This is a genomic window from Streptomyces sp. NPDC000983, from assembly GCF_040299205.1.
Classification (GTDB): domain Bacteria; phylum Actinomycetota; class Actinomycetes; order Streptomycetales; family Streptomycetaceae; genus Streptomyces.
Genome location: NZ_JBEPBM010000023.1, coordinates 23,064 through 40,488 on the forward strand (window position 1 = coordinate 23,064; position 17,425 = coordinate 40,488).

The window sequence follows — 17,425 nt, forward strand, 5'->3', positions numbered from 1 at the left end:
CCTCCCGTGACCAGACTCAATGTCGAGCTGCTGGCAGCGGACGCCGTCGAGCCGATCACCTCGGCCGGCCATGCCCAGTTGGGCATCGCCGTGCTGGCGGGCATCGCCGTCATCGTCCTGCTGATCACCAAGTTCAAGCTGCACGCCTTCCTGGCGCTGACCATCGGGTCGCTGGCGCTGGGCGCGTTCGCCGGGGCGCCGCTGGACAAGGCGATCGCCAGCTTCACCGCCGGGCTCGGCACCACCGTCGCCGGTGTGGGCGTGCTGATCGCCCTCGGCGCGATCCTCGGCAAGATGCTCGCCGACTCCGGCGGCGCGGACGAGATCGTCGACACGATCCTCGCGAAGGCGAGCGGCCGCTCGATGCCGTGGGCGATGGTGCTGATCGCCTCGGTGATCGGCCTGCCGCTCTTCTTCGAGGTCGGTGTCGTGCTGCTGATCCCGGTCGTGCTGATGGTCGCCAAGCGCGGCAACTACTCGCTGATGCGCATCGGCATCCCGGCGCTGGCCGGTCTGTCCGTGATGCACGGTCTGGTGCCGCCGCACCCCGGTCCGCTGGTCGCGATCGACGCGGTGCAGGCCAACCTGGGCGTCACGCTGGCGCTGGGTGTGCTGGTCGCGATCCCGACGGTGATCATCGCCGGTCCGGTCTTCTCCCGCTACGCCGCCCGCTGGGTGGACGTCCAGGCGCCCGAGAAGATGATCCCGCAGCGGGCCTCGGAGCAGCTTGAGCGGCGTCCCGGCTTCGGCGCGACGCTGGCCACGATCCTGCTGCCGGTGGTCCTGATGCTGTCCAGGGCGCTCGTGGAGATCGTCGTCGACGATCCGGAGAACCCCACGCAGCGGGTCTTCGACGTGGTCGGCTCGCCGCTGATCGCGCTGCTGGTCTCCGTGCTGGTCGGTATCTTCACGCTGCTGCGTCCCGCCGGGTTCGCCAAGGAGCGGGTCTCCGGGCTGGTGGAGAAGGGTCTCGCGCCGATCGCGGGCATCCTGCTGATCGTCGGCGCGGGCGGTGGCTTCAAGCAGACGCTGATCGACTCCGGTGTGGGTCAGATGATCCTGGAGATCTCCGAGGACTGGTCGATCCCGGCGCTGCTGCTGGCCTGGCTGATCGCGGTGGCGATCCGGCTGGCGACCGGTTCGGCGACGGTGGCCACGGTGTCGGCGGCGGGTCTGGTCGCGCCGCTCGCGGTGGGCATGTCGACCGGTGAGACGGCTCTGCTGGTCCTCGCCATCGGTGCCGGCTCGCTCTTCTTCAGCCATGTCAACGACGCCGGTTTCTGGCTGGTGAAGGAGTACTTCGGCCTGGACGTCGGCCAGACCATCAAGACCTGGTCGGTGATGGAGACGATCATCTCGGTGGTCGCCGGTGGCATCGTGCTGCTGTTGTCGCTGGTCATATAGCGCCGCCGCCCCTACGGCGCCCGCGGGCCCGCCGCTCCCCCGCACCGGGGAGCGGCGGGTCCGTTCCGTTTTCGGGTCAGGGGCGCCACAGCGGGTGTTCGCGCTCGGCCCAGTCGGGGCTCACCGTGCCGGTGCGCATGCCGCGGCGGGCCTCCGGGTCGGCCAGGGCCATGCCGATGTGGCCAGCCAGGACGATGCCGATGGTGAGGGCGAGCCAGTCGTGGACGAAGGTGGCGCCGGTCCGCCAGACCAGCGGGGTGAGGTGGGTGAACCACATCATCAGGCCGGTGCCGAGCATCACCAGCGTGGCGCCGGCGATCCAGGCCGCGTAGATCTTCTGGCCCGCGTTGAACTTGGCGGCGGGCCGGGACCCGGGGGTGCGGTCGCGGCGCAGGACGGCGCCGAGCCAGCGGCGGTCGTGCGGGCCGAAGCGGTTCAGCCGACCGAGGTCGGCGCGCAGGGCCCGGGAGGCGAGGCCCGCCAGGAGCGGGACGGGCAGGGCGAGGCCCGACCATTCGTGGAGGCGGACCACCAGGGCGCGGCGGCCCACCAGTTCGGCGAGCTGGGGGAGGTAGAGGCAGGCGGCGGTGGCGACGCAGACGCCCATGAGCAGGGCGGTGGTGCGGTGGACCCAGCGGGTGACCCGGCCGAAGCGGGGGACGCGGACCGGGGCGGGCGGGTCAGCCGGTGGGTGCATCGTCGCGTCCGTTCGAGCGGCCCACCCAGGCGTCGACGTCGTAGCCGCGTTCCTCCCAGTAGCCGGGGCGGACGTCCTCGGTGACGGTGATGCCGGCGAGCCATTTGGCGGACTTGTAGAAGTACATGGGCGCCACGTAGAGGCGGGCCGGGCCGCCGTGGCTGTGGCCGAGGTCCTTGTCCTGCATGCGCAGGGCGACCAGGACGTCGGAGCGGCGGGCCTGGTCGAGGGTGAGGCTCTCGGTGTACACGCCGTCGAAGCAGGTGAAGCGCACGGCCCCGGCCGAGGGGCGCACTCCCGCGGCGTCCAGCAGCCGGGACAGGCGCACCCCTTCGAAGGGGGTGCCGGGGACCCGCCAGCCGGTGACGCACTGGACGTCGCGGACGAGCCTGGTCTGCGGCAGGGCGCGCAGTTCGGCCAGGGTGTAGGAGGCGGGGCGGTCCACGAGTCCGTCGACGGTGAGCCGGTAGTTCCCGGCGTTCCTGCGGGGCACGGAGGAGGCGACCGAGTAGTAGCGGAAGCCGCCGCCGTTGGGGAGGAGTCCGGTCAGGCCGGTGGGGTCCCGCTCGGCGGCGCCGGCCAGGAAGGACTCCATACCGCGCTGGAGGACCGGCGCGCCGGCGACGCCGAGGGCGCCCAGGCCCAGGGTGCCGAGGAGGACGCGGCGGCCGATGGGCTTGCCGCGTTCCTCGGGTCGTTCGGGCTGTTCGGGTCGTTCGGGGTTCACCTCTTCATTCGAGCACCCGCGCCCCCGTGGGGCCAGGGGCGGCGGGCGCCCGTCAGAGTTCCGTAAGGTCAGTGCTCGCCGCCGTGGGAGGTCTTCGCCGCCTTCTCCAGCTGGAACGCCTCGTTGCCCAGGCCGATGCGGGCGTGGCGCTCGGGGTCGCGGGCGCGCAGGAACAGGCCCTGGGCGAGGCCGGCGGCCAGGGCGAGGGCGATGATGCCGGGCAGGATCCAGTCCAGGGACGAGTCCGGGCCGGAGCCGACCAGGACGTCGAAGTCCTTGACGGTGTAGACGACGATGACGAGCAGGGCGAGCGCGGCGAGTCCGGCGGCGGCCAGCCGCCAGAACTGGGCGGCGACGGCCCCGCGGCGGACGAAGAAGACGACCACGGACACCGAGGCGATCGACATCAGCAGGGTGACGCCGAGCGCGCCGACGTTGCCCATCCAGGTGAACAGGTGGAGCACCGGTGCGGTCGGGTCGCCGGTGGGCTTGTCGTCGGCGAGGGCGAAGGCCGCGACGACGACGAGGGCGATCGCGGTCTGGAGCAGGGAGCCGGTGCCGGGGGCGCCGCTGGCGCTGCTGGTGCGGCCGAAGGCGGTGGGCAGCAGGCCCTCGCGGCCCATGGCGAAGGCGTAGCGGGCGACGACGTTGTGGAAGCTGACCATGGCGGCGAACATTCCGGTCACGAAGAGGATGTGCAGGACGTCGGTGAAGGTCTCCCCGAGCAGGCCCTCGGTGAGGAAGAACAGCATGCCCGCGCTCTGCTCCTGGGCGGTTCCGACGACGGCGTCGGGGCCGGTGGCGACGGTGATCGCCCAGCAGCTGAGGGTGTAGAAGACGGCGATGCCGCCGATGGCCAGGTACATCACGCGGGGCACCAGGACGTGCGGGCGGCTGGTCTCCTCGGCGTAGACGGGGGCCTGCTCGAAGCCGAGGAAGGCGGCGACGCAGAAGCACAGGGCGGTGCCGATGCCGGCGCCGGTGAGCGTGTCGGGGTTGAAGGCGTGCAGGGAGAGGCCCTCGGGGCCGGGGTCGCCGAGGGCGGCGACGTCGAAGATGACGACGAGGGCGACCTCGATGAGGAGCAGGACGCCGAGGACGCGCGCGTTGAGGTCGATCTTCAGCCAGCCGAGCCCGCCGACGAGGAGGACCGCGAGCAGGGCCGGGATCCACCAGGCCAGTTCGATCTCCAGGTAGGTGGCGAACAGGGCGGAGACCTCGAAGCCGAAGATGCCGTAGATGCCGACCTGGAGGGCGTTGTAGGCGACGAGGGCGACGAGGGCCGCGCCGGCTCCGGCGGTGCCGCCGAGGCCGCGGGAGATGTAGGCGTAGAAGGCGCCGGCGTTGTGGACGTGGCGGCTCATCTCGGCGTAGCCGACGCTGAACAGGGCGAGCACCACGCCGAGGATCACGAAGAGCAGCGGCTGTCCGACGATGCCCATCACCCCGAACGTCGTGGGCATGACACCCGCGACCACCATGAGGGGGGCGGTCGCGGCGAGCACGGACAGCAGCAGGCCGGTGGTGCCGAGCCGGTCGGCGCGCAGGGCCCGGTCCTGGCCCTTGAAGGTGCTGATGCCGTCGCCGTCGGCGAGTGTGCCGCTCGTTCTGGAACTGCCCGTCGTCATCGCGGGTGGTCCTTTCGGGGGTAGCGGGGATATCGGGGGTATCGGGGGTGGAGGTGCCTCACTCGTGCTTCACGCCGTGCCGAGCGCGTTGTCGCGGGCGGCCCGGAAGGCGGGGTAGGGGTCCCGGTCCGGGTAGGACCAGGGCTCGGGGGTGACGTGCTCGCCGATGCGGTGGAAGAGGGCGGCGGCCTCGGCGCCGCGGCCCTCGCAGTACTTGGCGTGGGCGAGGAAGTTCAGGTCGACCAGGCGGCGCGGGTGGCCCTCGTGCTCCCACTCCAGCCACCAGTCGAATGCCGCCTTCATCACCTGCCGGGCGCGGCGGCCGACCCAGTGCCCGGAGGCGGCCGGGTCGGCGCCCTCGTGGCCGGCGGCGGCGAGCACCCGGTAGCGCTCGGCGTGCGCGACGACCGGCAGGACGGCGAGGGGGGAGTCGGCCGGGGCGCGCTCGGCGGCGGCGCCGGCGAAGTCGTACACCTCGTGCAGCGGGTCCGGGCCGGCCGCGGGGTGGCGCTCGGCGAGCCGGGCGACCATCACATGGTGGGCGTGGTGGTGGTCGGCGTACCGCTGCCGGATCTCCTCGAAGACCTTCAACGCCTCGTCCTCGGTGCCCGTGCCGCGGGTGAGCATGAGCAGGCCGAGCCAGGGGGTGGGGTCGGCCGGGGCGTGTCCGGCCGCGGTCCGGCAGGAGGCGCGGGCGCGGTCCGGCTTCTCCTTGCCGCGCAGGGCGCGGTGGACCTGGGCGAGCGCGAGCAGGACGCGGGCGTCGCCGGACTCGGGCTCGGCAAGGAGCCACTCCCTGGCCCAGGGGGCGGCGTAGGGCTCCTGGGCGAGGACGGTGACGCGGTGGCCCCTGCGGTCCCAGTCGTCGCCGGTGCGGGCGAGGAGGGAGCGGGCGGTCTGCCACCGGCCCTGGGCGAGCGCGGCGCGGGCCGCGGCGAGGTCGAGGTCGTCGAGGGCGGCGTCGGGGTTCCGGGCCGCGCGCTTGCGGCCGCGGCCCAGGGGTGGCGGGGGTGGGGACACCGCGGGAACATCCTTACGCGACGCGGACGCCGTCGTCTGGTTTCGGTTTGACATCGGGCAGTCACGCACAGCCAACCCCCCGCCAACGGTTCACGTCAAGGGTCGCCTCGGCGTTACACGCGTCAACTCTTGTTACCCGTGGGGTACTTGGGGCGGGCCGATGAGGTGCCGGGGGCAGCAGGGAGCCCGGCATGTGACGTACGCCATAGTGGTTCCGGTGCTTGGCGCCCACCATGGCTGGGAAGCCGCGGCCTCCTCGGAGCCTTCGAGGGTGCGCCGGGCACCGGGGCGCCATGGTCGGCCCCTGCGTCGTACGCACCCCGAGACCCGTACCAACGATCGAGGAACGTCGCGTGTCGCTTCTGGTCCTGCTTCTCGCCGTGGGCGCCGCCTGCTGTCTGGGCTTCGGGTTCGTCCTGCAGCAGAACGCCGCCCAGAAGGCGCCCCTCAACGACTTCCTCTCCCCCAGGATCCTGCTGGACCTGGTGCGGGTGCCGCGCTGGCTCGGCGGTATCGCGCTGATGGTGGCCGGTATGACGCTCGGCGCCGCCGCGCTCGGCATGGGGCAGCTGTCCCTGGTGGAGCCGCTGCTGGCGACCAACCTGCTCTTCGCCATGGCCCTGTCCAGGCGCCAGACCCGGCAGCCGCTCGGCCGCCAGGGCTGGGGCGGTCTGCTGCTGCTCGCCGGCGGGGTGACCGCGTTCGTCGTGGCGGGGCGGCCCTCCGGCGGCACCGCGCTGACCGATCCCTCCCGGCAGTGGCTGATCATCGGCTCGATGATCGGCGCGGCCGTGCTGCTCACCGGGTACGCCCGGCGCTCCCGGCTCGGTGCGGGGCCCGCGCTGCTGGCCACCGCCGCCGGGCTCCTCTACGGCGTCCAGGACGCCCTCACCCGGGTGACCGGGCAGCGTTTGGGTGAGGGCGGTCTGGGTGAGGTGCTCACGAGTTGGCAGCCGTATGCCGTGCTGGCGCTCGGTGTCACCGGGCTGGTGCTGGTGCAGAGCGCGTTCGAGACTGCGTCGCTGCGTATGTCGCTGCCCGCTCTGACCGCCGCCCAACCGCTGGCGGGCATCGTCTGCGGGGTCGGCTTCCTCGGTGACCGGCTGCGCACCGACACCGGCGCGCTGGCCTGGGAGGCCGCCGGGCTCGCCGCGATCGTGGTGGGCATCGTCCTGCTGGGCATGCACCCGGCGATGCCGTCCGGCGCGAAGGTCCGCGAACCGGCTCGCGCCCTCCAGCCGGGCTGATCGGCTGACGGTACGGGGTCGGCTGCGGCGCCGTGGGGGCCGGTCGCGCAGTTCCCCGCGCCCCTGGGTGGGAGCGGCTGCCCGGCGCCGGGAAGCTGCGGTCCGCCAGGACGCGCCCCAGCGGCGGCGCCTCCGCCCGGGCCCCTCATACCCCGCCGACCCGGCAGCGCCGCTCGACCGGCTGACGGTACGGAGTCGGCTGCGGCGCCGAGGGGGCCGGTCGCGCAGTTCCCCGCGCCCCTGGGTGGGAGCGCCTGCCCGGCGCCGGGAAGCTGCGGTCCGCACGAGCCCCCAGCGGCGGCGCCTGCGGCTCGGTCGGCCCGCGCCGAATCTTGCCCGGCGGACTCACAGCGGCCTCCGGTCCGGCCTGTGCGAACGGTGACCGGCTCGGGCACTGATTGGATGGCGCCATGAGTGCAGCCGACGAAATCCTCGACGTGGTCGACGAGCACGACCGGGTTCTCGGGCAGTCCCCGCGCGGCCTGGTCTACGCGGAGGGCCTGCGGCACCGGTGCGTGTTCGTCCAGGCCCGGGACGCCGAGGGCCGCCTGTTCGTGCACCGCCGCAGCGCGACCAAGCTGGTCTTTCCCTCGATGTACGACATGTTCGTCGGGGGTGTGGTCGGCGCCGGTGAGTCCTACGACGACGCCGCTCTGAGGGAGGCCGAGGAGGAGCTCGGGGTCCGGGGGCTGCCGCGGCCGGAGTTCGCGTTCAAGTTCCTCTACGAGGACGGCGCCGGGCACGGCTGGTGGTCGGCCGTGTACGAGGTGCGCTGCGAGCTGCCGGTCAGCCCCCAGGTCGAGGAGGTCGCCTGGCACGCCTTCCTGCCGGAGGCGGAGGTGCTGGCCCGTCTCGCGCAGTGGGCGTGGGTGCCGGACGGGCTCGCCGCGTACGGGCGACTGCGGGCGCACCGGGCCGGGGACGGCTCCCGGTAGGGTCCGAGGCGTGATCGAATTCGTGCGGAACGCCCGGTTGTGGTTCGCGCCGGAGCAGGTCCGGCATGAGGGGGCGACGCCCGACTACCGGTTCTCCCTGGCGAACGAGCGCACCTTCCTGGCCTGGCTGCGCACCGCGCTGGCACTGATCGGCGGCGGCTTCGCGGTGGACCAGTTCCTGCCCGACCTGCGCTGGGGCTGGCGGGTCGGGCTCGCGCTCGCGCTGCTCGGGGCGGGCGTGCTGTGCTCGCTGCGCGCGGTGAACCACTGGGTGCGCTGCGAGCGGGCGATGCGCCGCGGCGAGGACCTGCCGGCGTCCCGGTTCCCGGCGCTGCTCGGCGTGCTGGTGGCGGTCGTGGCGCTGGTGATGGTCGTGGTGGTGCTCGCCGGGTGGGAGGGGTGAGCGCACCGCCGGTCCGGGACCCCGGGCTGCAGCCCGAGCGGACCCGGCTCGCCTGGCGCCGTACGACGCTGGCCTCGACCGTCGCCGCGGTGCTGGCGGTGAAGACGGTGCTGCACGCCGGTGTCTCGGCGCCCCGGGTCGCCGCCTGCGCGCTGTGCGCGCTGCTCTGGCTCGGCTTCCTCGGCTGCGCGCACCGCCGTATCCACGCCCTCTCCGCGAGCCCCGAGCCGCGGGCCCTGTCGCCCCGGCACGCGACGGCGGCGGTGCTGTGCACGGTGGCGCTGGCGGTGTGCGGGGCGGCGTTGATCCTCTGACCCACGAAGGCATGGGCCCGCCTGGGCGCCACGAGGACGGAATGAGAGGATATGTCCCGTTCGCGTGACAGCCTGTCCGTCGTCATCGCCCGCAGCTTCGAAGGTGAGCACCATGACCACCCTGCACACGGAACACGTCTCGCACACCCACACCCACGGCCCCGGCTGCGGCCACACCGAGGTGCCGCACGGCGACCACGTCGACTACGCGCACGGCGGGCACCTGCACCGGGAGCACGGCGGACACTGGGACGAGTGCGAGGCGGGCGGCCACACCACCCACGAGGGGCACGACCACCGGCACGGCGAGGCCTGCGGCCACGAGAGCGTGCTGCACGGCGACCACGTCGACTATCTGCACGACGGCCACCGGCACGCGGCCCACGACGGCCACTGGGACGACCACTGACCCGTCCGCACCGGCCGGAACAGGCCGTACGGCAGCCCCTCGGCGCCCCGCGCGAGGGGCTGCCGTCCTATCGTGGCTCCGATCACGTTGACTCCGCGCACTGGACTACATACCGACCGGTCGGCATCATTGGTCGAGTCTCGTTCACCTGCCCGTAGGAGCATCGATGAGCCCCGACCACCCGCCCGGACTCGATCTCGACCGGCTGCGCGCCCTGCTCGACCGCGAGCGCCCCGGGCTGGTCCACGGCCCGCTGTCCGGCCGGCTGATCGAGGGTGGACGGTCGAACCTCACCTACGCGGTCCAGGACGGCACCTCGCGCTGGGTCGTACGGCGGCCCCCGCTGGGCCATGTCCTCGCCACCGCGCACGACATGCGGCGCGAGCACCGGGTGATCAGCGCCCTGCACCCGACGCGGGTGCCGGTACCCAAGCCCGTACTCCTGTGCGAGGACGAGGAGGTGCTGGGGGCGCCGTTCTACGTCATGGAGTTCGTCGAGGGCACCCCGTACCGCACCGCCGACCAGCTGGTGCCGCTCGGTCCGGAGCGCACCCGCGGGGCGGTGCTCTCGCTGGTGGACACCCTGGTGGACCTGCACGCGGTGGACCCCGAGGAGGTGGGGCTGGCCGACTTCGGGCGCCCGGAGGGCTTCCTCGACCGCCAGCTGCGGCGCTGGGGCAAGCAGCTGGACGCCTCCCGCAACCGCGACCTGGCCGGCATCGACGAGCTGCACGCCACCCTCGGCCGCCGGCTGCCGGTCTCCCCCGCGGCGACCGTGGTGCACGGCGACTACCGGCTGGACAACGTCCTGATCGGGAGCGACGACAGGATCAGGGCCGTCCTGGACTGGGAGATGTCCACGCTCGGTGACCCGCTCACCGACCTGGGCCTGCTGGTCATGTACAGCATGTCGCTGGACATGCCCGACTCCCCCGTCTCCACCACCGCCGAGGCCCCGGGCCACCCCGACCCGGCCGAGCTGATCGAGCGGTACGCCGCGCGCTCGGGGCGCGACGTCTCCGCGGTCTCCTGGTACACGGCGTTCGCCTGGTTCAAGCTCGCCGTGATCCTGGAGGGCATCCACTACCGCTACACCCTGGGCCAGACCGTCGGGCGCGGCTTCGACCGCATCGGCGACCTGGTCCCGGTCTTCATCCAGCACGGTCTGACCACTCTCCAGGAAGGCTGACGGGACATGGACTTCGCGTTCGACGCACGCACCGAGGAGCTGCGCGGCAGACTGCTGGCCTTCATGGACGAGTACGTCTATCCGGCCGAGCCGGTGGCGGAGGAGCAGCGGGCCGCGCTGGCCTCGCCCTGGGACACCCCGGCCGTGGTGGAGGAGCTGAAGGCCGAGGCGCGCCGACAGGGTCTGTGGAACCTCTTCCTGCCCGACCACGAGTACGGTGCCGGGCTCACGAACCTCCAGTACGCCCCGCTCGCCGAGATCACCGGCCGCTCCCCGCACCTGGCGCCGACCGCGCTGAACTGCGCGGCGCCGGACACCGGCAACATGGAGGTGCTGCACCAGTTCGGCGACGAGGCGCAGCGCAAGCAGTGGCTGGAGCCGCTGCTCGCGGGCGAGATCCGCTCGGCGTTCGCGATGACCGAGCCGGACGTGGCCTCCTCCGACGCCACCAACATCACCACGCACATCGAGCGGGACGGCGACGAGTACGTCGTCACCGGCCGCAAGTGGTACATCTCCGGGGCGATGAACCCGGACTGCAGGATCTTCATCGTGATGGGCAAGACGGACCCGGACGGCGCGGACATCCGCCGCCAGCAGTCCATGATCCTGGTCCCCCGCGACACCCCGGGCGTCACCGTCCGGCGCGCGATGCAGGTCTTCGGCTACGAGGACCACTCCCACGGCGGCCACGCCGAGGTGGTCTTCGACCGGGCGCGCGTGCCGGTGTCGAACCTCGTCGGCGAGGAGGGCGGCGGCTTCGCCATCGCCCAGGCACGGCTCGGCCCGGGCCGGATCCACCACTGCATGCGGCTGATCGGCATGGCCGAGCGGTCGATCGAGCTGATGTGCCGGCGGGCGGTGTCCCGGACGGCGTTCGGCAAGGCGCTGGCCCAGCAGGGTGTGGTGCACAACTGGATCGCCGACGCGCGGGTCGCGGTGGAGCAGCTGCGGCTGCTGGTGCTGAAGACGGCCTGGATGATGGACACCGTGGGCAACAAGGGCGCCCACACCGAGATCCAGGCCATCAAGATCGCCACCCCGCGCACGGTCGTCGGCATCATCGACCACGCGATCCAGCTGCACGGCGCGGGCGGTGTCAGCCAGGACTTCCCGCTGGCGGAGCTGTACGCGAGCGCCCGGACCCTGATGCTCGCGGACGGTCCGGACGAGGTGCACCAGCGGTCGCTGGCGCGACGGGAGCTGAAGAAGTACCTCTGAGGGCGGAGCGCGCCCCGGGCCCGCGGGGGCCCGGGGCGGTCGGGAGCCTACGGCCGCAGGGCCTTGAGCAGGAGGTCCGCCAGGTGGTCGGCGACCTCCTGGGGGCTCATGGGGCCGTCGGGGCGGTACCAGGTCGACAGGTGGTGGACCGAGCCGAAGTGGTAGTCGACCACCAGGTCGGCCGGGGTCGCCGTGGAGAAGACCCCGGCCTGCTGGCCCTCCTCGATCAGCGCGCGGAAGCGTTCGTGGTAGCGCCGGCGCTCGGCGCGCACCTGCTTGTTCTTCTCCGGGCTCAGGTGGTGCATGGAGCGGAAGAAGATCGAGGCGTCGTCGAGGTTCTCGATCGTGGTGACGACCACGTCGGCGGCCGCGGCCCGCAGCCGCTTCTCCACCGGCTCGTCGGCCTCGGCGAAGGTGTTCAGCCGCTCCTGCTGGAGGCGCAGCACACGGGCGTAGACCTCGTGCAGCAGGTCGTCCTTGGAGCCGAAGTAGTGGTAGAGGGCGCCCTTGGTGACGCCGGCCGCCTCCACGATCTCCTGCACCGAGGTCCGGTCGTAGCCCTGCTCCGCGAAGAGCCGGGTGGCGGCGGCCAGCAGCCGCTGCGGGACGGGCGTGCCGTCCGCGTCCGTCGTCCTGGGCACTGTGCCGCCACCTGCCTTCCGAGTTGTCACTGGCTGTCGTGCGCGCGGGAACGGAGTTCCCGCCGGAGGATCTTCCCACTGGCCGTCTTCGGCAGGTCGGGCAGGATCTCCACCTGGCGCGGGTATTTGTACGCGGCCAGTCTCTCCTTGCAGTGCGCCGCGAGTTCATCCGGGTCCGGGTCGGCGCCCGGGCGGAGGCTGATGTACGCCTTCACGGTCTCCCCGCGGTACCCGTCGGGCACCCCGACGACCGCCGCCTCGCGTACCGCCGGGTGGGTGTAGAGCACGTCCTCGACCTCGCGCGGCCAGACCTTGAACCCGGACGCGTTGATCATGTCCTTCTTGCGGTCGACGACGTACAGCCAGCCCTCGGGGTCCATGAACCCGATGTCGCCGGTGCGCAGCTCGCCGCCGGGGAAGGTGTCGGCGGTGGCCTCGGGGCGCCGCCAGTAGCCGGGCACGACCTGCGGTCCGGCGACCACGATCTCGCCCTGCTGTCCGAAGGGCACCTCGGCGCCCTGCTCGTCGAGGATGCGCACGACGGTGTCGGGGCCGGGCACGCCCACGGCGAGGGTCCCGGACACCGGGTCGACCGGGGCCTCCAGGGCGGGCGGTACGGCGGCGCACGGCGCGGTGCACTCGGTCAGCCCGTAGCCGTTGCGGATGTACGGCCCGAACCCGGCGCGGAACTTCTCCACCAGCGCGGGCGGCAGCGGGGCGCCGCCGGAGGAGATGACCCGGAAGGAGGCGAAGTGCTCGCGGGTGACGGAGGGGTGGGCGGCCAGGGCCATGAACGCGGTCGAGGGGCCGACCGTGTAGTGCGGGCGGTGCTCGGCGAACGCCTCCAGCACCGCCCCGGCCTCGAAGCGGTAGGCCAGCACCAGGGTGCCCGCGCTGTTCAGACAGGCGCCGAACTGGCAGACCATGCCGGTGATGTGGAACAGCGGGGCGAGCGCGAAGTACACCGGCGCCTCGGGCAGCGGGAGCCCGGTCCGCTGCCGCTCGGCGTTGTGCATGATGTTGGCGTGGGTGTTGGTGGCGCCCTTGGGGGTGCCGCCGGTGCCGGAGGTGTAGCTGATCAGGGCGAGGTCGGCGGGGGCCGGGTCGCGCCCCTCGGGGGCCGGATGACCGGCCCGGGCCACCGTGGCGAGGTCCTCGGCGTCGGCGGCCTCCGGGAGCCGCTCGAAGGCGAGGACGCGGTCGTCGCCGCGGGTCTGGAAGTCCAGTTCGCAGCCGGTGAGGACGATCCGCACCGGGGAGTCGGCGGCCGTCTCGCGCAGATACGCCTCCCAGGAGCGGTCCGAGCAGATCAGCGCGGCCGCCTCGGCGTCCCGCAGGACGTGCGCCATCTCCCCCGACTTGTACATGGGGTTGACCGGCACGACGGTGGCGCCCGCCTTCCAGGCGCCCAGCACGGCGAGTACGAAGAGCGGGGAGTTCTGCAGCAGCACGGCCACGCGGTCGCCGCGGCCCAGACCCCGGCTCGCCAGGTACCCGGCGACGGAGTCGCTCAGCTCGTCGGCCTCGCGGTAGGTGAGCCGGCCGTCGAAGTAGGCGAGGAAGTCCCGCTCGGGGGCCTCGGCGACGGCCCGGCGCAGGGCGTGCACCAGGGAGTCGGCGGGGTCGATCGGGGCACGCTGGGCGTCGTCGAGCAGGGCGAGCCAGGGCTTGGCCGCGTACCCGGCGCCGGTCACCGGGCGGCATCCCACTTCTGCTGGATGTGGTTCATGGTGCCCAGCCACCGCTCGGGTTCGGCGGCCCGGGCCTGGTAGTAGCCGGCCACCTCCGGGTGCGGCAGCACCAGGAAGCGGTCCTCGCCGATGGCCTTGAACAGGGCGTCCGCCACGTCGTCCGGCTCGATGGCGGTGGGCTGGAGCACCAGGTCGCCGGCGCTGCCGGTGGCGGCGAGCATGTCGGTGCGCACGCCCTGCGGGCAGATGGCGTGCACGTTGATCCCGCGGTGCCGGTAGGTCAGGGAGAGCCACTCGGCGAAGGCGTAGGCGCCGTGCTTGGTGACGCTGTAGGGGGCGGCGCCGATCATGGTGAGCAGTCCGGCGGCGGAGACGGTGGAGACGAACCGGCCCGACCCGCGCTCCAGCCAGCCCGGGATCAGCTCCTGGGCGGCGCGTACGTGCGCCATCACGTTGACGTCCCAGGCCAGCGCCCAGACGTCCTCCCCGGCGGACTCCGAGCCGCCTGAGCCGACGCCCGCGTTGGCGCAGTACACGTCGATGTCGGTGCCGAGTGCCTCGCGGGCGGCGGCCACGATGCGGGAGGCGTCGCCGGGTACGGCCACGGCGCCGATCTCGGCGGCGACGGCCTCGGCCCTGCTCGCGTCCAGGTCGTTGACCACGACCCGGGCGCCGGCTCCGGCGAACCGCCGGGCGAGCGCCGCCCCGATCCCGCCGCCCGCCCCGGTGACGACGACTCCGGCATCCTGCAAGGCTTCCACCATCGGTCTCCTTCGACGAGCGGCTCGGCTGGCGACGCCAGACTAACCGGTCGGTATGTACGAATGAAAGGGTGCGGACGGCGCCGTTCGCGGGCCCTGGGAGGGACACCGTGAGCCACGGGCGTCCGACGGCTTACGGCGGGCCCCGTCAGCACCTACCGTGCCGTGCATGCGCTTCACGAGACGAACTCTCCTGGCCGCAACCCCGGCCCTGGCCGCAACCGCCTCCGCCACCGCACCCGCTTCCGCCGCCGCCTCCGACTCCGTCGCCGGTGACGACCGGGGCCGTCGGCTCCGTACCGGTTTCGAACGGCTGGTCTCCGACGGGTACTCCGTCCTGGGCGGCCAACGCGTCGGCGTCGTCACCAACCCCACCGGCATCACCCGCACGGTCCGGCACATCGTCGACGTCATGCACGCCGACGACCGGGTGGACCTGACGGCGGTGTTCGGACCCGAGCACGGCTTCCGGGGCACCGCGCAGGCGGGCGGCTCGGAGGGCCGCTACGACGACCCGGCCACCGGTCTGCCCGTCTACGACACCTACCTCAAGAGCGGCCGGCCCCTCGCCGACATCTTCACCGCCTCCGGCGTGGACACGGTCGTCTTCGACATCCAGGACGCCGGCGCCCGCTTCTACACCTACATCTGGACGCTCTTCGACTGCATGGAGTCGGCGCAGCTCGCGGGCAAGCGGTTCGTGGTGCTGGACCGCCCCAACCCGGTCACCGGCCGGGCCGCCCAAGGGCCCGTGCTGCACAAGGAGTTCGCGACGTTCGTGGGCCGGCAGCCGATCTCCCAGGCGCACGGGATGACCGTCGCCGAGCTGGCCCTGCTGTTCAACGGGGAGTTCCTGACCGCCCCGGTCCCGCTGGAGACGGTGCGGATGTCCGGCTGGCGGCGCTCGGACTTCTACGACGCCTCCGGCCTGCCCTGGGTCCCGCCGAGCCCGAACATGCCGACGCCCGAGACGGCGCTGGTGTACTCGGGCACCTGTCTCTTCGAGGGCACCAACCTCTCCGAGGGCCGGGGCACCACCCGTCCCTTCGAACTCCTCGGCGCGGAGGGCGTCGACGGCCGCTGGGCCGCCGCCGCCAACGAACTCGGCCTGCCGGGCGTGCACTTCAGGGAGGCGTACTTCGCGCCGACCTTCTCGAAGTTCCAGGGGAAGACGGTCGGCGGGGTCCAGGTCCACGTCCACGACCGGGCCGCCTACGACCCGGTCCGCACCGGGATCGGGCTGCTGGTCACCGCCAAGCGGGCCTGGGACGGCTTCGCCTGGCGCCCGGACAACTGGATCGACAAGCTCACCGGCTCCACCCGGGTCCGTACCGCGATCGACGCGGGCGCGAGCACCGACGAGGTGGTGGCGGGCTGGCGGGAGGAACTCGCGGCGTTCCGCCGGATTCGAAAGGAATACCTGCTCTACGGATGACCCGCGGTGTATGGCCAACTCTGCCCCGTGGCGGGACGATACGACCGCATCGCACCGCCGCGGGGTACGAGGGGGCCGGTCATGGCGCGTCCGGAGATGAGCGTTTCGCCCTACTGGGAGCTGACCTTCGACGCGGACGGGGACCCCGAGGCCCGCTCCCGGGACCGGCTGCTCGCCGGGGTCGCCCAGCGGGGCGTACGTGATCTGCTGGTCTTCGCGCACGGCTGGAACAGCGACCGCTCCGGGGCGACCCGGCTCTACGACCGCTTCTTCGCCCCCGTACCCGGACTCGCCCCGACGGCCCGGCTCGGCTACGTGGGCGTGGTCTGGCCGTCGATGCGGTTCTCGGACGAGCCGATCCCCGACTTCCCGCGTGCGGTCGCCGCTCAGGCGCCGCCGCCTCCCGCGCTCGACAAGGACACCCGGCACGCACTGCTGGAGACGTTCCCCGGCCGGGCCACCGTCGTCGACCAGCTCGCCCGGCTGCTGGAGCAGCAGTCGTCCGAGGAGGCGGAGCTGGAGGAGTTCGGGCGGCTGGTGCGGGTGCTCGTGGAACTGGTGCCGCCGGGTCCGCAGGCGCTGTTCGCGGCGGACACCCTCTCCGAGGGCGTCCCGCAGGACGAGCCGCTCATCTTCCACGGGACGACGGGCGAGACCTGTGCGGAGTTCGCGCGGGCGCTGGCGCGGGTGCGCGCCGAACCGTCCTTCACACTCCCCAACCCCTGGGAGGGGGCGCACGAACTGCTGCGGCAGGCCACGTACTTCGCGATGAAGCGGCGGGCCGGAACCGTGGGCGAGCGTGGACTCGGGCGGGTGATCGGGCAGTTGGCGACGCGGGCGCCCCGGATGCGGGTGCATCTGGTCGGGCACAGCTTCGGCGGCCGACTGGTGTCGTTCGCGCTGCGGGGGCTGCCGCCGGGGGTGCGGACGGTGAAGTCGGTGACGCTGCTCCAAGGGGCCTTCTCGCACTACGCGTTCTCCGCCCGGCTGCCGCACGACCCGCGGGCGGGCGGGGTGCTCCAGGGCCAGCACAACCGGATCGACGGCCCGCTGGTCTGCTGCTTCTCCCGGCACGACGACGCGCTGGGCACGATCTATCCGCTGGCCTCCCGGACGGCGGGCCACGACCGGGAACTGCACGCCGGCCTCTCCGTCGGCCGGGCGCTGGGCGCCAAGTGGGGGGCGATGGGCTTCGACGGCGTGCAGGCGGTGCCCGGCACCCGCTCACTGAAGCTCGCCGACGCGCTGCGCGGGCCGCTACCGGGGACGGGGTGCGTGAACGTGGACGTGTCGGCGGTGGTCAGACGCGGGGGGCCTCCGGCGGGCGCGCACAGCGACATCGCGCACCCGGAACTGGCGCGGCTGGTGCTTGCGGCGGGCCGCGTGCACTGAACCGTGGCCGCCTGTGGGGGCGGCGCCGCTCGCGTGGGCGGCGCCGCCCGGCGGGCGCTGACGCCTGCGCGGGGTCGCGCCGCCCGGCTGAGCGACATCGCCCGCTGCTGGCGTCACAGCCTGCGTGACGGCACCGCCTGGCGGAGCGCCAACGCCTGCTCGGCGGAGCCGCCGAGCGGGTGCCAACACCTGCAGGGCAGGGCCGCCCGCCTTGGCGGCGCCACCTGCCTTGGCGGCAAAGCCAGTACGGCGGCACCGGCTGAGTGGCGAAACCGCCCGACTGAGCGCCGAACACCTGCATGGCGGAGCCA

17 protein-coding genes are annotated in these 17,425 nt (G+C 73.1%); 10 read left to right on the top strand and 7 right to left on the bottom strand.

Features of this window, described 5'->3' with window-relative positions:
* Positions 1 to 6: 6 nt before the first annotated feature.
* Positions 7 to 1,404 (top strand): GntP family permease, encoded by a 1,398-nt coding sequence (locus ABT296_RS24690; protein ID WP_351930809.1) that lies wholly within the window; start codon positions 7 to 9, stop codon positions 1,402 to 1,404.
* Between the two features lie 76 nt (positions 1,405 to 1,480).
* Here ABT296_RS24690 and ABT296_RS24695 read toward each other — a convergent pair whose 3' ends face one another.
* From ABT296_RS24695 to ABT296_RS24710, 4 genes are all read right to left on the bottom strand, one after another.
* Positions 1,481 to 2,101 carry a cytochrome b/b6 domain-containing protein gene (locus ABT296_RS24695; RefSeq protein WP_351930810.1) on the bottom strand — a complete coding sequence of 207 codons (621 nt, stop codon included), beginning with the start codon at positions 2,099 to 2,101 and terminating at the stop codon, positions 1,481 to 1,483.
* The gene (locus ABT296_RS24700; protein ID WP_351930811.1) at positions 2,085 to 2,828 is read right to left on the bottom strand and encodes a molybdopterin-dependent oxidoreductase; all 744 of its coding nucleotides are present in this window, start codon (positions 2,826 to 2,828) and stop codon (positions 2,085 to 2,087) included. Before ABT296_RS24700 ends, ABT296_RS24695 begins: the two co-directional genes overlap by 17 nt.
* Before the next feature lie 68 nt (positions 2,829 to 2,896).
* Positions 2,897 to 4,456 carry an APC family permease gene (locus tag ABT296_RS24705; RefSeq protein ID WP_351930812.1) on the bottom strand — a complete coding sequence of 520 codons (1,560 nt, stop codon included), beginning with the start codon at positions 4,454 to 4,456 and terminating at the stop codon, positions 2,897 to 2,899.
* Between the two features lie 69 nt (positions 4,457 to 4,525).
* Entirely contained in the window at positions 4,526 to 5,476 is a 951-nt protein-coding gene (locus tag ABT296_RS24710; RefSeq protein ID WP_351930813.1) for a hypothetical protein, read from the bottom strand.
* Positions 5,477 to 5,829: 353 nt separating this feature from the next.
* On the opposite strand from ABT296_RS24710, the gene ABT296_RS24715 reads away from it, so the two are divergent.
* The 7 genes from ABT296_RS24715 to ABT296_RS24745 all read left to right on the top strand — a co-directional run bounded on the left by ABT296_RS24715 (position 5,830) and on the right by ABT296_RS24745 (position 11,194).
* Positions 5,830 to 6,723 (top strand): DMT family transporter, encoded by an 894-nt coding sequence (locus ABT296_RS24715; protein ID WP_351930814.1) that lies wholly within the window; start codon positions 5,830 to 5,832, stop codon positions 6,721 to 6,723.
* 410 nt (positions 6,724 to 7,133) lie between these two features.
* Positions 7,134 to 7,658, top strand: a complete 525-nt coding sequence (locus ABT296_RS24720; RefSeq protein ID WP_351930815.1) for an NUDIX hydrolase — start codon at positions 7,134 to 7,136, stop codon at positions 7,656 to 7,658.
* Positions 7,659 to 7,668: 10 nt separating this feature from the next.
* On the top strand, positions 7,669 to 8,061 hold the full coding sequence (locus ABT296_RS24725; protein ID WP_351930816.1) for a YidH family protein: 393 nt from the start codon (positions 7,669 to 7,671) through the stop codon (positions 8,059 to 8,061).
* Complete coding sequence (locus tag ABT296_RS24730; RefSeq protein WP_351930817.1) at positions 8,058 to 8,375, top strand: DUF202 domain-containing protein; 318 nt, start codon at positions 8,058 to 8,060, stop codon at positions 8,373 to 8,375. Before ABT296_RS24725 ends, ABT296_RS24730 begins: the two co-directional genes overlap by 4 nt.
* A gap of 112 nt (positions 8,376 to 8,487) precedes the next feature.
* Positions 8,488 to 8,784, top strand: coding sequence for a hypothetical protein (locus ABT296_RS24735; protein WP_351930818.1), 297 nt, complete (start codon positions 8,488 to 8,490; stop codon positions 8,782 to 8,784).
* 166 nt (positions 8,785 to 8,950) lie between these two features.
* Entirely contained in the window at positions 8,951 to 9,973 is a 1,023-nt protein-coding gene (locus ABT296_RS24740; RefSeq protein ID WP_351930819.1) for a phosphotransferase family protein, read from the top strand.
* A gap of 6 nt (positions 9,974 to 9,979) precedes the next feature.
* Complete coding sequence (locus ABT296_RS24745; protein WP_351930820.1) at positions 9,980 to 11,194, top strand: acyl-CoA dehydrogenase family protein; 1,215 nt, start codon at positions 9,980 to 9,982, stop codon at positions 11,192 to 11,194.
* Positions 11,195 to 11,241: 47 nt separating this feature from the next.
* Here the strand turns inward: ABT296_RS24745 and ABT296_RS24750 are convergent, their stop codons facing one another.
* Genes ABT296_RS24750 through ABT296_RS24760 form a run of 3 tightly spaced genes read right to left on the bottom strand, consistent with a single transcriptional unit; the run spans position 11,242 to position 14,290 of the window.
* A complete protein-coding gene (locus ABT296_RS24750) occupies positions 11,242 to 11,835 on the bottom strand; it encodes a TetR/AcrR family transcriptional regulator (protein WP_351930821.1) in 594 nt (197 codons plus the stop codon).
* A 26-nt stretch (positions 11,836 to 11,861) separates the two neighbouring features.
* Positions 11,862 to 13,529 (bottom strand): class I adenylate-forming enzyme family protein, encoded by a 1,668-nt coding sequence (locus ABT296_RS24755; RefSeq protein WP_351930822.1) that lies wholly within the window; start codon positions 13,527 to 13,529, stop codon positions 11,862 to 11,864.
* Complete coding sequence (locus tag ABT296_RS24760; protein ID WP_351930823.1) at positions 13,526 to 14,290, bottom strand: SDR family oxidoreductase; 765 nt, start codon at positions 14,288 to 14,290, stop codon at positions 13,526 to 13,528. Before ABT296_RS24760 ends, ABT296_RS24755 begins: the two co-directional genes overlap by 4 nt.
* A gap of 166 nt (positions 14,291 to 14,456) precedes the next feature.
* Here ABT296_RS24760 and ABT296_RS24765 point away from each other — a divergent pair, with 166 nt between their 5' ends.
* Positions 14,457 to 15,722, top strand: coding sequence for an exo-beta-N-acetylmuramidase NamZ family protein (locus ABT296_RS24765; RefSeq protein WP_351930824.1), 1,266 nt, complete (start codon positions 14,457 to 14,459; stop codon positions 15,720 to 15,722).
* A gap of 81 nt (positions 15,723 to 15,803) precedes the next feature.
* Positions 15,804 to 17,114 carry a serine-threonine protein kinase gene (locus ABT296_RS24770; protein ID WP_351930825.1) on the top strand — a complete coding sequence of 437 codons (1,311 nt, stop codon included), beginning with the start codon at positions 15,804 to 15,806 and terminating at the stop codon, positions 17,112 to 17,114.
* The last annotated feature ends 311 nt before the right edge of the window (positions 17,115 to 17,425 follow it).